Source organism: uncultured Zhongshania sp., assembly GCF_963975605.1.
In the GTDB taxonomy this organism is placed as follows: domain Bacteria; phylum Pseudomonadota; class Gammaproteobacteria; order Pseudomonadales; family Spongiibacteraceae; genus Spongiibacter; species Spongiibacter aquimaris.
Genome location: NZ_CAXBHN010000004.1, coordinates 1 through 14,398, shown reverse-complemented (window position 1 = coordinate 14,398; position 14,398 = coordinate 1). Strand labels below are relative to the sequence as shown.

The 14,398-nt window shown below is 43.6% G+C and carries 13 protein-coding genes; 11 read left to right on the top strand and 2 right to left on the bottom strand.

The window, feature by feature from the left end:
* On the bottom strand, positions 1 to 1,719 hold the full coding sequence (gene pilB / locus AAC007_RS05550) for a type IV-A pilus assembly ATPase PilB (protein WP_339675131.1): 1,719 nt from the start codon (positions 1,717 to 1,719) through the stop codon (positions 1 to 3).
* 355 nt (positions 1,720 to 2,074) lie between these two features.
* On the opposite strand from pilB, the gene AAC007_RS05545 reads away from it, so the two are divergent.
* The 11 genes from AAC007_RS05545 (at position 2,075) to AAC007_RS05495 (ending at position 13,606) form a co-directional block, all read left to right on the top strand.
* A complete protein-coding gene (locus AAC007_RS05545; protein ID WP_339675129.1) occupies positions 2,075 to 2,569 on the top strand; it encodes a pilin in 495 nt (164 codons plus the stop codon).
* A gap of 172 nt (positions 2,570 to 2,741) precedes the next feature.
* Complete coding sequence (locus AAC007_RS05540; RefSeq protein ID WP_339675127.1) at positions 2,742 to 4,547, top strand: hypothetical protein; 1,806 nt, start codon at positions 2,742 to 2,744, stop codon at positions 4,545 to 4,547.
* Between the two features lie 49 nt (positions 4,548 to 4,596).
* A complete protein-coding gene (tfpZ, locus tag AAC007_RS05535; RefSeq protein WP_339675125.1) occupies positions 4,597 to 5,355 on the top strand; it encodes a TfpX/TfpZ family type IV pilin accessory protein in 759 nt (252 codons plus the stop codon).
* Positions 5,356 to 5,389: 34 nt separating this feature from the next.
* Positions 5,390 to 6,238 (top strand): glycosyltransferase family 2 protein, encoded by an 849-nt coding sequence (locus AAC007_RS05530; RefSeq protein ID WP_339675123.1) that lies wholly within the window; start codon positions 5,390 to 5,392, stop codon positions 6,236 to 6,238.
* Positions 6,239 to 6,308: 70 nt separating this feature from the next.
* Positions 6,309 to 8,024 (top strand): ABC transporter ATP-binding protein, encoded by a 1,716-nt coding sequence (locus AAC007_RS05525; protein WP_339675122.1) that lies wholly within the window; start codon positions 6,309 to 6,311, stop codon positions 8,022 to 8,024.
* Complete coding sequence (locus AAC007_RS05520) at positions 8,021 to 9,172, top strand: CDP-glycerol glycerophosphotransferase family protein (RefSeq protein ID WP_339675120.1); 1,152 nt, start codon at positions 8,021 to 8,023, stop codon at positions 9,170 to 9,172. The genes AAC007_RS05525 and AAC007_RS05520 overlap by 4 nt, the downstream gene beginning before the upstream one ends.
* Before the next feature lie 9 nt (positions 9,173 to 9,181).
* Positions 9,182 to 9,574, top strand: coding sequence for an adenylyltransferase/cytidyltransferase family protein (locus tag AAC007_RS05515; RefSeq protein WP_339675118.1), 393 nt, complete (start codon positions 9,182 to 9,184; stop codon positions 9,572 to 9,574).
* Between the two features lie 2 nt (positions 9,575 to 9,576).
* On the top strand, positions 9,577 to 10,404 hold the full coding sequence (locus tag AAC007_RS05510) for a glycosyltransferase (protein ID WP_339675117.1): 828 nt from the start codon (positions 9,577 to 9,579) through the stop codon (positions 10,402 to 10,404).
* A complete protein-coding gene (locus AAC007_RS05505; protein WP_339675115.1) occupies positions 10,386 to 11,198 on the top strand; it encodes a glycosyltransferase family 25 protein in 813 nt (270 codons plus the stop codon). The genes AAC007_RS05510 and AAC007_RS05505 overlap by 19 nt, the downstream gene beginning before the upstream one ends.
* 10 nt (positions 11,199 to 11,208) lie before the next feature.
* Complete coding sequence (locus AAC007_RS05500) at positions 11,209 to 12,120, top strand: stealth conserved region 3 domain-containing protein (protein WP_339675113.1); 912 nt, start codon at positions 11,209 to 11,211, stop codon at positions 12,118 to 12,120.
* A gap of 16 nt (positions 12,121 to 12,136) precedes the next feature.
* On the top strand, positions 12,137 to 13,606 hold the full coding sequence (locus AAC007_RS05495) for a hypothetical protein (protein ID WP_339675112.1): 1,470 nt from the start codon (positions 12,137 to 12,139) through the stop codon (positions 13,604 to 13,606).
* On the opposite strand, the gene AAC007_RS05490 is transcribed toward AAC007_RS05495, so the two are convergent.
* Positions 13,565 to 14,365: a sulfotransferase gene (locus AAC007_RS05490; RefSeq protein WP_339675110.1), complete on the bottom strand. Its 801-nt coding sequence runs from the start codon at positions 14,363 to 14,365 to the stop codon at positions 13,565 to 13,567. The genes AAC007_RS05495 and AAC007_RS05490 overlap by 42 nt on opposite strands.
* Between the last annotated feature and the right edge of the window lie 33 nt (positions 14,366 to 14,398).

Sequence of the window (14,398 nt, the reverse complement as noted above, 5' to 3'; positions counted from 1 at the left end):
TTAATCCTTGGTCACTCGGTTCACTTCTTCAAGGCTGGTTACACCCTGCGCGCACTTCTTTAGCGCTGATTGCCGTAAATTTGGAAATCCTTCCTTTTGCGCCTGTGCGGCAATTTCAATTGAATTGCCATTTTCCATAATAATACGAGAAATCTCCGGGGTGATGCGAACTACTTCGTAAATCCCTACGCGGCCTTTATACCCATTATTGCAGCGCTCGCAGCCTACTGGATGCATGATGGTTGCCTTTTCCAGTTGTTCTGCGGTAAATCCTTCTTCTATTAAGGTGTGCTGTGGCACATCTAGCGGAATGGCACACTCCTTACATAAGCGTCGCGCTAAGCGCTGGGCAATGATAAGGCTAACGGATGTTGCCACATTGAAAGCCGGTACGCCCATATTCAACAGTCGCGTTAAGGTCTCTGAGGCGCTATTGGTGTGAAGGGTAGATAGTACCAAGTGACCGGTTTGGGCCGCCTTAATGGCAATTTCCGCTGTTTCCAAATCACGAATCTCACCGACCATGATAATGTCAGGGTCTTGGCGCAAAAAAGAGCGCAGCGCTTCAGGAAAGCCGAGGCCAACTTTGGCGTTTACATGTACTTGGTTAATCCCTTCCAGGTTGATCTCTACCGGATCTTCAGCGGTGGATATATTGCGCTCAGGGGTATTAAGGATGTTAAGGCCGGTATAAAGAGAAACCGTTTTACCCGAGCCGGTAGGTCCAGTAACCAGAATCATGCCCTGTGGTTGATTCAGGGTTTTCATATACATATCTTTTTGGCTTGGCTCATAACCTAGAGCGTCAATGCCCATTTGGGCAGAGCTTGGGTCAAGTATCCGAAGTACAACCTTTTCGCCCCAAAGTGTCGGAAGGGTGTTAACCCGGAAGTCTATGGCGCGGGTTTTAGATAGCTTCATTTTGATCCGGCCATCCTGTGGCACTCGCCGCTCAGAAATGTCCATCTGTGACATAACCTTTAAGCGAGCGGCAAGGCGGTAGCCTAATGATGCAGGTGGTCGCGCTACTTCTTGTAATATGCCATCGGTACGAAAACGCACGCGGTAAATCTTTTCATAAGGTTCAAAGTGAATATCTGAAGCACCGCCGCGTATTGCATCTATAAGTACTTTGTTAATAAACTTAACCACCGGGGCTTCATCGGCACCCTTAAGATCAGCTTCCCCACCACCGTCTTCATCAACGGCTTCGATATCAAGATTTTCAAGGCTGACGTCGTCCATGTCGCCCAAGCTGTCGGCGAGGGATTCTTCTTGCGCGGAAAGGTATTTGTCGATGGCGGCATTGAGCGCCGCTTCCTCGACAATAATGGGTTCAGTCGTTAGACCGGTATGAAACTTAATTTGGTCTAGGGCATGGATATTTGTCGGGTCTGACATGCCAATAAACAAGCGTTTCCCGCGCTTCCAAAGCGGCAGTGTGCGGTGAAGTTTAATTAACTTGTTATCGATAATTTTTTGCGGGGCGAGCTCAGCGGTGTAGGAGCGCAAATCGATAAATGGAATACCAAACTCGTCTGCGGCTATCTCTGCTATCTTTACGCCATCGGCAAGCTGTTTGCTCACCAAATAAGACACTAAGCTCTTTTTGTCTTTCTGAGCGGTCTCCTGTGCTTTACGAACGGTATCCTCATCAAGAATCTCGTCGTAAACAAGGCGTCTGGCTAGGCCGTTTAAGGGCGTTATGGGGCTGTTCATAGCGTCACTTTATCGTTAAAAACGTAATGAAAACAGTATAGTGCCTATTATTAGATTAAGCACTACGCAGGGCGGTGGGATGAATTGTAGGTGTCATTTAAGAGATATAGATTCAGGCGGACGGAGAGTTTTCGCTACTTAGTGACGTTTTTTGTCAGTTAAGACGGATTTGTGTCTATATGGCGTGTTTGTACAGAACTACATAATGAAAGCTGGAATTGCCTGTGCTCCCATGTGTCACGCTTTTGCGCCATATTGTGGGCGGCTCCTGAATTGCTGGCACAAATATTGATAACCATACCGTTAGTGATGGATTTCTATCACAAGAAGAAATCAAAATTTAGCGGAGTTCATTATGAAGAAAGTTCAACAAGGTTTTACATTGATTGAATTGATGATCGTTATCGCGATTATCGGTATTTTGGCAGCGGTTGCCTTACCTGCTTACCAAGATTATACAATTCGCGCAAAAGTGTCTGAGGTAGTATTGGCAGCATCGCAGTGCCGTACCAGCATTACTGAAACGATTCAAAGCTCATCAGGCACAGCTTTACCTGTGGCCGGTGATTGGGGTTGTGAGCATACCGTTGCTGGAATTAATGCGACGAAATATGTTGCATCAATCGCGACTAGTGCGGCTGGTGTGATCACCGTTACGTCAAGTTCCGCAAGTGATTTGGGTGATGCAGCTAGCAAAGTTGTAAGTCTTGTGCCTATGAAAGACGCAACGAATACGATTGCTACCACTGACGTGGGTGTTGCAGTATACGGCTGGCGTTGTGGCTTAGGTACTGACGGTACTACTATGGATCCTAAATTCCTACCGGGTTCCTGTCGTGGTACTTTCTAAGCTTGCTTGACCCTTCTCCAATTATTTGGAGAGAAAATAGCCCCTTTTGGGGCTATTTTTTTTACTGGACGGAAAACTGCCAATGCACCCAGAATCGCAAGCGACTATAGCGCGAATAATGTTTGCTGGATTACTTGCTCTAGCTATTGTGTATTGGCCAGGAATTCACGGCATGTTTTTTATAGATGATGCCCTTAATTTTGAGGGTGTACTACAAGTTATAGATATTCCAAGTGCGATATATTATGTTTTCACCGGTCACGCCGGCCCCCTGGGACGTCCTGTCGCCTTAGCAAGTTTTTTACTTCATGGCGACGCTTACCCGAATAACCCCCTCCCATTTATTGGCGCTAATATCGCGATCCATTTAGGTAACGTTGCGCTATTGGCGTGGGCGATGCGTCGTTTACAAATTCAAGCTCCTGCTGTGCTTGGTACAAGTGTTTGGCTGGCTCCTATAGCGTCGTTGCTGTGGGGCGCGCTGCCAATATTGGCATCGACGTCGCTAATGGCAGTGCAAAGAATGACGTCGCTAAGTGCATTATTTATGTTGCTTGGCGTGCACTGCTATTTATACGCGCGAGTGAAAGCGCATGAGCGGAATTGCTGGGGCCTTTTTGCGTCAATTATTGGCATTGGTGTATGTACTTTGCTGGCAATGTTTACCAAGGAGAATGGAGCCCTATTGCCGTTGCTGCTATTGGCTATGCACGGCCTTTTATTCACCAAAGAAAAAAGTGTAATTGACGCGGGGGCTAAGCCTAAATTCTGCCGCTATGCTTTGACCGCGGCATTGTGTTTACCAAGTTTATTATTACTTGCCTATATAGTGAGTTGTATTCCAAGCGTAGAGGCAAGATATTGGAATCGGCCGTTTACCTTGTCTGAGCGTCTTGCCAGCCAAGTAGTTATTTTATGGGAGTATCTACGGGTGGCATTTCTCCCAAGATTTGCGGATATGAGCCCATTTGCAGATGACTACCCAATCCGTCATTTTTCAGACCGAATTGTTCAGCTTTCCCTGCTGGCATGGGGTGCTGTTTTTGCTGCTTCAATTCTGCTGTGGCGTAGACGAAAGCCCTTAGCGTTGTTTGCATTACTTTGGTATCTGTTTGGGCATTTAATCGAATCTAGTTTGTTTCCCTTGTATTTGTATTTTGAACATCGCAACTACATTCCAATTATTGGGCCTGTGCTGCTTTTAGTTGTCAGCGTTTTAAAGGCGCCGGTTTCAGCCAATTTGAAAATTACGGCTTCTATAATCTATACAGGTTTTCTAATTTTTGTACTTTGGCAGACAAGCTCCACATGGGGGAGTCGCCAGCTGATAGTGTGGGCGAAAGACCATCCAGATTCGCCGCGCGCCTTGCAATTAATGGCTGGTGCTTACATGAATGCGGGTCGAGTGGACGAGGTGCTGGCATTATATGGCGGGGCTTTGGAAAGAAACCCAAAACTAACGAGTGTTTCGGTGCAAGGTTTAAGGGCCAGTTGTTATGTGAAAACTGAGCGAGAGGCTACAACGCAGGCTTGGCTGGAGAGTGTCCGGCAGACATTACCATTCGGTGATTTTAGTTTGTTAACTATTTCGTCACTCGAGGCGGTTATGCGTTTGCAGCTACAGGGCCACTGCGCTGGACTGCAGTCAACTGACGTTTTAGAGCTTGTTGATTTGATCAAAAGCAATCCGGTATATCGTCGCGGTACCGATCCCAATCGATTGTCGGCTATTCGAGCTAATATTTATTTGGCAAGGGGTGACACAGAAGCGGCGATGATGGAAATGCGCAAAGGACTTGAAAAAAAACCAGACTTAGAAACAATTCAAGTATTGTATCGATTGCTCTTGGCCAATAAGGGTGATGTAGCCGGTAGGGAGTTTTTACAGTGGGCGCGAACGCTAAAACCGCGTACAAAGAACTCGTTAATAATGAAGCGTTGGCAGCGGGACTTGGCGGCGTTGGAAAGCGGAGCGTAATACGAGCTTTGAAGTCTAAGTCAGTTATTTTTGTATTGTGAGGCTGGATGTGTGGTACGCAAAATTAAAAGCATTTTCGACGCACTTTGTTATAACTGCATTAGTGGCGGGTATAGTTAGTTATTTGGTATTTAAACAGTGGTTTCCTGCGCCCTTTGCAAAAATGATGGATGCGGGAAGCCTTTTGATACTGGTGTTGACGTGCGACCTATTGCTGGGGCCCTTGGTTTCATTTGTTATATATAGCCCGCAAAAAAAAATGAAATCACTGCTAAGTGATTATGCGGTAGTGATTAGCATACAAATCGCGGCTTTGGCTTACGGGATGTCAACGGTAGTAGATTTGCGTCCAGTGTTTTTAGTATTTACAGCAGACCGTTACGTTGTCGTAAGTGCTGGGGAGTTGACTAAGCAGGAAATCAAGCAAGGGACTAGCCCTGAATTTCCAAAGGCTAGCTTTGGCGGCTACAGAACAGTATATGTCGAAAGAATAAGCGATCCTGAGAAGCAAATGGCGCTCATTATGTCGTCACTAGATGGCGGGCGAGATCTACAGCATGTGGTCGAAAATTATCACCCTGTAAGTGCTCATGTGCCCGATGTGCTAGCGCATGCAAAAACATTAGCTGAATTGGAAGAGAAGTTTCCAAGTATTGGTGAAGAGTTGAGTCGCGAGCTGCTAAGTATAGAAAGAGATAAAAATGATCTTTTGTGGTTGCCGGTGCAAGCTCAAAAGGCATTCTGGACCGCATTAGTAGATAAAAAGACCGCATTACCAGTTGGGTGGCTTGAATTAGATCCGCTGTAACTAAATAAAAGAGCATACGATAAATGGTAAAAATATGAATTTTTCGGTTGTCTTACCGGCAAAGAATGAAGCAGCTACAGTTGCTGTAGTAGCTGCGGCAATTAAAGAGCAGTTTCCTGAAGCAGAAATTATTGTTGTGAATGATGGCTCTACCGACGAAACGGGCCTATTAGCTAAATCTGCTGGCGCAATTGTCATCAACCACCCCTACTCGAAAGGAAATGGGGCGTCTATTAAGGCAGGTGCTAGAGCGGCAACGGGGAATGTTATTGTTTTTATGGACGCCGATGGCCAGCATGACCCCAAAGATATTAGTTCATTATTGGCGTTGATTGATGAGGGATATGATTTGGTGGTGGGAGCGCGTCAGTCGGGCTCCCAGGCAAGTGTCGGTCGTGGATTGGCGAACGGTTTATATAATAAGCTCGCAACATATATGACTGGTCATAAAGTAGAGGATCTAACATCGGGCTTTCGCGCGGTGCGTGCCGAGAAATTTAAAGAATTTCTTTACTTATTACCGAATGGTTTTTCCTACCCCACAACGAGCACAATGGCATTTTTTCGCGCGGGCTATTCAGTAAAGTATGTACCGATTCATGCTGCACAGAGGGAAGGGAAGAGCCATATTAAACCTTTGAAAGACGGTATGCGATTTTTGTTAATCATCTTCAAAGTAGCTACGCTGTATTCTCCGTTAAAATTATTTACGCCCGCGGCGGCATTCTTCTTTTTGCTTGGTTTGGGTTGGTATGGATATACATTCACTATAATGAGTAGGTTTACTAATATGAGCGCTCTGTTGTTAACCAGCGGGTTCATGTTGTTTATGATGGGTTTGATATCCGAGCAGATAACTGCGCTGATGTATAAGGAGCGCTGATGCAGCATCATGAGCAATTTGTACACAGGATCAGCCGTTTGCAATTACGCCTGTTTTTACGAGCTTGAAGATGTATTCGGCAATTAAATCCGCGTTCGCCTTGTTAGCTGCAAAGCAGCGGCGTGAATACTGGCTGGTTGCTGTTTTGTTGAGCATTACCGCCATAGCGGACTTGGTCGGTATTGCAGCCATCATCCCTGCCGTCACGTCGCTGATAGACTTTGAGAGAGCTGTTGAAAAGGGTTATTTGCATACCCTGTATCTGTGGTTGGGCAAGCCGGAGAAGCCGGTGTTTCTGGCGATGGTCACTGCTGGCGCCATCGGTTTTATCTGGGGCGGTGCCCTAATGACCACGCTGGGCGTCTTCGCCCGGCAGCGCTTTATCCGTAGGATAAGTGCAGATATTTCGGCAAGGGCTTTCAACCATTACATGGCCCAATCGATAGAGCCTTTTTACCAGCGCCCCGGGTCGGCGTTCTTGCGCAACGTCAACGGCGTCAGTGAGCGGGTGGCCGCGGGTATCATCGATTCCAGCTTCGTCATACTTTCCCGCGCCGTGCAGCTTGGTGTTATTGCTGCGTTGCTGATGGCCTTCAATGTTCGCGTCACCCTGTTTCTTCTGCTGATAATTGCGGGTGCTTATTTCCTGGTGTATTCGCTGATCAAAACAAAGCTGAAGCGCATGAGTGTAGAAAATTTCGAATCGCAGAAGCAGCTCAACCAGATGATTACTGGCAGCTATGCGGACTATCGGAACATTCATATTGATGGTCGCTTGAGAGATTACCTGGAGCATTTCCGGCAGATCAAAACAAGAACCTCCAGAAAAACGGCCAATATCGAAATTCTCGGTACCATTCCCCGCAACTTCATTGAGGTATTGGGGATGACGCTGTTGCTGATTGCAGCTTATTATCTGGGCAAGTCAGCAGAAAACACCCATCAATTGGTTGCGACAATTTCACTCTTTGCCGTTGCCGCCTATAAAATCCTTCCCGCTGCTCAGCAAATCTACCACGCCGTCAGCAAGGTCACCTGTGCCGCAGTGGTGCTTGAGAGTGTGAAAGAGGAATGGCAATCGCTGTCTTTCACGGCACAGGAGCCCGCACCATCCCGAGCGGTTGACGATTTCAGACAACTGAGTCTGGATGGGGTGTGCTATGCCCACCAGGGGCAGGACTGGGTGTTCCAGAATCTAACTGCCGATCTTACGCTTACCGGGGTAGTGCGAATAAACGGGCCGTCGGGTGCGGGTAAGACCACCCTTATTGAACTATTGGCCGGTTTGCGCAAGCCCCAGGCCGGGAAAATCCTTATAGATCGCGTAGATCTGAACGATATTCCCTTGCCCAAGTGGTGGGCTTCCATTGCCTACGTCAATCAAAGCGGCTACCTTTTTGAAGGCACTTTGCTGGACAATATCGCGGGTAGCGCCTGCGATGCGCCGCTGTATAACCGCATCTACGATATCTGCGGCTTGGATTCTCTGCCCGGTGAGACAATCAGCGAAGGTGCGACCAATCTCTCTGGCGGACAAAAATGTCGAGTGCTTATTGCCAGGGCGCTATATAAAAAGGCGCAACTGCTGTTCCTGGACGAGAGCCTTTCTCCATTGGATGTTGAATCGGCCAAGGCGATTCTGAGTGGCATTCAGCAGACCTTTCCTGCTTGTTGCATCTTTATCATCAGCCATAGAAGTGAGGAATTCGAGGAGGGGTATCAAGAATTGGTGCTCCAGCCTGCTAGTGCACAAACATCAATCACATCAAGTGCCAGCAAACAATGAAAGTCGATAAGCGCAATCCCTGGCACTGGCTATGGTTGGGGCTAATGACCTTCAACGCCTTGTTGGCGGTGCTTTTGCGGCGATTTATAGCCAGCAACAACCAAGTGGTGCTCTACGGTCACAAACTCAATGGTAATCTTGGTGCCATATACCGCGAGAGCTTGAAGTACGACGAGTTGAGCTTGACCTACCTCACCATGGATTACCCCTATTATCGGCAGCTAAAGAGGCAGGGCATATCGGTGGTCTGGGCAGGCAGCCCTCAGGCATTGAAACTAATCGTAAGAGCGAAAGCGCTTATCAGTGACCACGGCCTTCACTCGTTGGTCTTGCTGCTGGATTATTCCTCCTTAAGGTTTATTGATGTCTGGCATGGAATACCCTTCAAGGGCTTTGATAAAGATGATTTCAAAGTGCAACACCGATATGACGAAATCTGGGTGGCCTCAGAGTTTATGGCCGATCTGTATGAGAAAAAGTTTGGCTTTAAGCGACAAAAGCTGAAAGCGACTGGCTATGCTAGAACAGATGTGCTGGTCAATCCGGGAAAAATCAGCCGGGACGAGCTTATGCGTGAGTACGATATTCCAGTCACTGACAGAAAAGTGATTCTGTACGCGCCTACCTGGAAGCAAGACGACGCAGAGCGAAGCCTGTATCCCTTTGGCATGGTAGAGACTGAGTTTCTTCGTGAGCTCAGTCAAGTGGCTGAAGAGCACAGTTGCATCTTTCTGATACGGATGCATATGAATGCGTCGCAAGGCAGTAAGCAGTCCGAAAATATATATGCCGTACCTGCGGATAAATACCCAAATACAGAGCGACTGCTCTTGCTGACCGATATTCTGATATACGATTGGTCGTCGATAGTTTTTGACTTCCTGTTGCTGGATCGTCCAGCGATATACCTCGATGTGCCGCCGCCGTTCAGGAAGGGATTTAGTTTGGATGGAAGTTACAGATATGGTGAGGCAGTTAAAGACCTTGCTGAATTTAAGTTAGTGATCGCAGAATCCGTTGAAACTTTGGAGGCTGGATTGCCAAGCATTGATGAGCAGCGTGAAACGATAAAGACGTTGGTTTATCAACACTATGCTGATGGCTCGTCATCCGACAGGGCGTGCCAGGAAGTATTGAGAATTGTATGAGAGCTGCCCATGAGTAAAGTGGTGATAACATTTGGGACTTTTGATGTCTTTCATGTAGGGCATTTGCGCATTTTGCAAAAAGCTAGATCTTTAGGAGATCATCTGGTCGTAGGTGTGTCCACAGACGAACTAACTTTCAAGAAAAAGAAGCGACTTCCTGTTTACTCTCAAGAAGAAAGATATGAAATTATTTCGTCTTTAAAATCTGTGGACGAATGTTTCTTTGAGGAACGGTTAGAAGATAAAGGAAGCTATATTACCCGCTACAGTGCCGGGCTATTAGTGATGGGTGATGATTGGGAGGGGCGGTTCGATGAGTATAGTGATCTTTGTGAAATAGTTTATTTGAAGAGGACAAAAAGTATTTCCACTACTGCTATCATAGAGAAGATTCGGAGTTGATTTTGAGCAATTCCCCTAAATTTTCAGTGCTAATTGCGAGCTTTAACAGTGCCGAGTTTATAGCAGGTGCAATCAATAGCGTTCTAAGTCAGGATTATAAGCACTACGAAATTGTGATAGTTGATGATTGCTCAGAGGATGATTCTCTCGATATCATCAAGGAACTTAAAAGCGATAAAATAAAGGTATTTAGAAACAAGGAGAATTTCGGCACAGGCTACACAAAGCGAAAATGTGTAGAAGAGTCAAGCGGTGAAATATTCTGTTTCCTGGACTCTGATGATGAGCTTGCAAGCAACGCTTTGTCATTGATGGTGAAGTGCCACTTAGAAAACTCGCTGTGCTCGCTCGTTTATTCCAATTATTATGATTGTAATAGCGCTCTTCGAATCATTAAAAAAAATATAAGAAAAAGTGCCGGATCTTCTCGCTCTCATTTAGAAGTAGGAAAAATATCACATCTCGTATCGTGCAAGCGAAGGTTCTATGATAAAACTGAAGGCATTAATCCTGCGCTGAAACGAGCTCAAGACCATGACCTTTACTACAAAATGGAAGAAGTGGGAGAGATCAGGTATATAAATGAATTCCTCTATTTTTACAGGATGCATAAAAATAGTGCGAGTAGAGGGTCGCTGGATGCTCGTCTTCTATCTAGGCTCTGGCATTTTCGTGCTATGGAGGCTGCTTATAATCGTCGCGGACTGGATCAATCGGAATTGGAGTATCGTTTTCTCGAAATGGTTAAGGATGCCATCAAAAAGCATTCTTACACTAAGGTATTGGTAAGGCGTATTAGGGAAATTCTTGCATGTGCACTAATGAAATAGAGTGCTACGTAATCAATTTGGAACGAGATAAGCTTAAAAGAAGCTATATGAAGGAGCTTCTTTCGAATTTTTTCCCCTCGGCGATATTTTTCGATGCAATCGATGGGCGTTTGATTAAACCGAGCCAGAAAGTTGATCTATACAACTCGGTCGAAAGTAAAGCCAAGATAGGACGAGTACTTACTTCGGCCGAGATTGGTTGTGCTTTATCTCATATCGAAATCTATAAAAAAATAATTCTACAAAAAAAGAAATATGCATTGATTCTAGAAGATGATGTGGTTTTAGAGCCTGACTTTAAATTAGTATGCGCTGCGGCAGTTGAGCATCTTACTGATCCAGATATCATTTTTCTTGGGTCTCACACTTCATCGAATCGTCATAAAGACGTTTTCTTAAAAATATGGGGTAAGATGGAAATATCGTCTGGGCGTCATATAGGATTTCCTGCGGAGCCACCTTATGGTGCTTATGGGTATTTGCTATCAAGAGAAGCTGCAATAAAAATGCTTAATATTGTTTCTGATCTTTATCTTCCAATTGATCACTACACGTCTAATTCGGCGCTATTGGATATAAAAGTTGTAAAGCCATCTGTTGTCCGGGTAAGTTCAAAATTAGAATCTTTAAGTAATTTGAATGCTGACAGACACCGATTGCACCAGTCAAAATTACGAGTGTCAGATAAAAACAGGAAAAGGAAAAATGTTGTTATTGCTCTTGGGTTGTATCCGTTCTATAAGGCGTCTATAAAGAAAATACGAATTTTTATTAATATTATTAATCCGATATAGGTGGTCAGCGATGGAAGTGGATGTCGTCTACACTTGGGTTAACGATCAGGACCCCGATTGGTCTAGACTGCGCAGATTTGAGTCGAGGCGGTTGAGTGATGATGTGAGCTGGCATGAAAGTGTTAATTCAAATGCTCGCTTTTCAAACAGGTGGGAAATATATTATTCAATACGTTCATTGAAGAAGTACGCTAGTTGGGTAAATAGGATATACATTGTTACTAACTGTGAGGTCCCGCAAAGGATTCTAAATCTGGGCGTAGTGGTGGTTTCACACGAAGATATTTTTCCTGATTTGAATTGCCTTCCGAATTTTAATTCACGCGCTATCGAAAGTTGTCTCCACAAGATCGAAGGGTTGAGTGAGTATTTTTTATATCTAAATGATGATTTTTTTCTAGCCTCACACTCTGCGATTGATGATTTTTATTCTGCCGATGGTGTGGTGTCAGTATTTCCATCTAAACATGATATTGAGTATGACGGAAAGAATCTGAGGCCCGTTGACTATGCGGCGATTAAGGCTGGGCTGGAACTCAGTAAAGCTTACAATTTTCTGCCAAAAAAAAAGTTGCATCACGCTCCGTATGTTTTAAGAAGATCTGTTCTTTTTGAAATTGAGGATAAGTATGAGTCAGAGGTAAACGTTACTAGAGCAAATAAGTTCAAGCAGAAAAATGATTTCCCTTTGGCAACTACGTTTTTTGCATACTATGCTATCGCGACAGGGCGTGGCCTAGAAAAGCTGTTCCCTTGTCGGTACGTTGATATAGGGGATGGAAAATGTTTTTTGCTTCTTATATATATATTATGTGGGCTTAAAAAGTATAAATTCATTTGTCTGAATGAAGTGTGTTCGATGAGGTATTTTTCTTCTATTAGAGATATTTTTGTTGGATTTTTCATGAAGATTTATTTCTGAAAATATGGGTTCAAATATGACTTTAAAAAAAATCATGTTTCGTTTTTTGGGGATAAAGCTTTCTTTGTTGATGATTCGTCTCTTTAGTTTCGGTTTGTTTTTTTCCCGATCTAATGTTCAATACTTGTATCATTACGGGAATTCTTATCAGTTCAAAAAATATATGGAAAGATGTCGCTATTGCGGATTTGGAAAGGCAAAGTATGAGGTAGGGAAAATCTCTAAAATGGTTTACGAGTATGGTTATGGTGAGAGTCGGCTATTTGACTGCTTATCTAGCCTGTCTAATTCCCAGCCTAATAGTGGTTATGAGGCTTATAGAAAAATAAAATCGTTAATTTCGTGCATGAAACTGAGTCGCGCTAAAGCCAATTATTTGCTTTACAGAGATCAGCTTTCTCCCAAACAATCTAGGCGATTAAAGGAATTTTTTAGTAGGATTGAAGTTAATTTCCCAAATCTCAATTTTTTTGATGATGTATTCGAAAGAACTTTTTCAAGCGCTTGTGCTGGCGAGGTCGCTGTATATCTTCCAGGTGCCTTTTATCGAATCGATACTGATCTAGAGGGTGACTTGCAAGTATTTGATCAAATCATTCGGGTTTATAGCTTGCTGCTGAAATATCTGCATGATAATAAGTATACATATGATGTTAAGATTCAATATTTTGGGGTTACTATAAAAGAAGATGCTAATAAAGTGAGCGTGATTTCCTATCATACAGTTGGCTTTCGTAATCGAGGTATTCATGTCAAGGAGTCACCTTTTCCCTATTACTTCAATCTCGATAGGTATGGATATTCAGGCTGGTCTGAAATTGCCCATAAATTTAGCGAGAATCGCTATGTAACAGACTTCTCTTGCGCACATGATTTCTATGAGAATATTTATTCAGACTATGTGAAAAGTGGCCGTTCCAAATATGAGCAAAAGGAACTTACAAATTCGAATATAATGTCGACTGATTATTATTTTATTCCTCTCCAGGTTGTTGATGATGAAGTGGCATCGTTGTCAATCGTCTCTGTTCTGGATTTGATAGATAAGATAGATCGGTTGAGTTTAGATTATCCAGGGATTTTTGTCCTGAAGCGGCATCCTCGGTGTAAGAGTCCGGATGTTTCAAGGAGGTTGCGTAGTATGGAATCTCGCGGAAGGGTGGTAATCTCTGATAAGAATGTTCATGAGTTGATTCGTCATTGCAGGAAAGTAATTACTATAAATTCCGGCGTCGGGTTCGAGGCTCTTCTACATTTGAAGACTGTGGTGGCTTTCGGGAATAGTGACTATGTTTGGGCTTGTAGAAAGCTCAACTGTTTGAATGATTTGGAGAGAGAGGTTTTTTCCGAAAATTTCATAAATGAAGAATTCATAAAAAAGTATTTATTTATTTACTTCCAATATTATTTGTATAGGGTTGGTGATCCTTTAGATTTGGGTAGGCTAGGTTTTCCTAGGAAATCTATTGAGGATTCTTTTAATTAAATTTTCATTCTTGAGATTTATTTTTTTAAATTCTCCATATTGCTGAAGTTCGTGTATTGATTTTTCCCAAAGTTTAGGTGGGTCATTAAGGGTTGCATCTATTTTTTTGATGATTCTTGGGTTTAAAAATTCCCGTTCGAAATGATCGGTTGTTGATATGATTTGTGTGTCTATTTTTGTTAAATCTGAGGTAATGAATTCGCTTATCTTTTGGATGGTTGTATCTTGGCTGAATATTAAATCTTCATACTTTATGTGAAGGAGTTTTTTGTCTTTATTTAAAGAAAAATTCCACGCTTCAATCCATTCATTTATAGCCATTTCCGCCGTTTGATTTTTTGTCCAGGAGTCTTTTCCCTGCTTTGCATTGTGGCTCCTTCTTAGCATAGAGTTAACTACATCGTAAGGGTGTCGAGTGATGTGTATGTACTTGATATCGGGTAGTACATTCTCTACTCGCTGTAGGTCTAGTTTGTAATATTTCGGATACTTGTCTCCGTAGATTGCGTCGGTACCACAAGTATGGGGGAATGTTGTTTCATATAGACATTGAACTATTTTTGTGGCTGAAAATATTTTGGTCGGTGTCACAGCTAATATATCAGTGTTATTCCAATTTTCATTTTTTCCTTTCTTTCTCTCTATAGATTTTTTGAGCTCTTCTTCTCTATAAAATAGATCTTCTACTTTATCGACGAGTTTTCCTAAAGATATTTCATTGGTTATGCCAATGTTTCGTAAGCGCTCAATAAACCCCACTCTATTTATCCTTTGCAATCTCGGCTAAGGCAT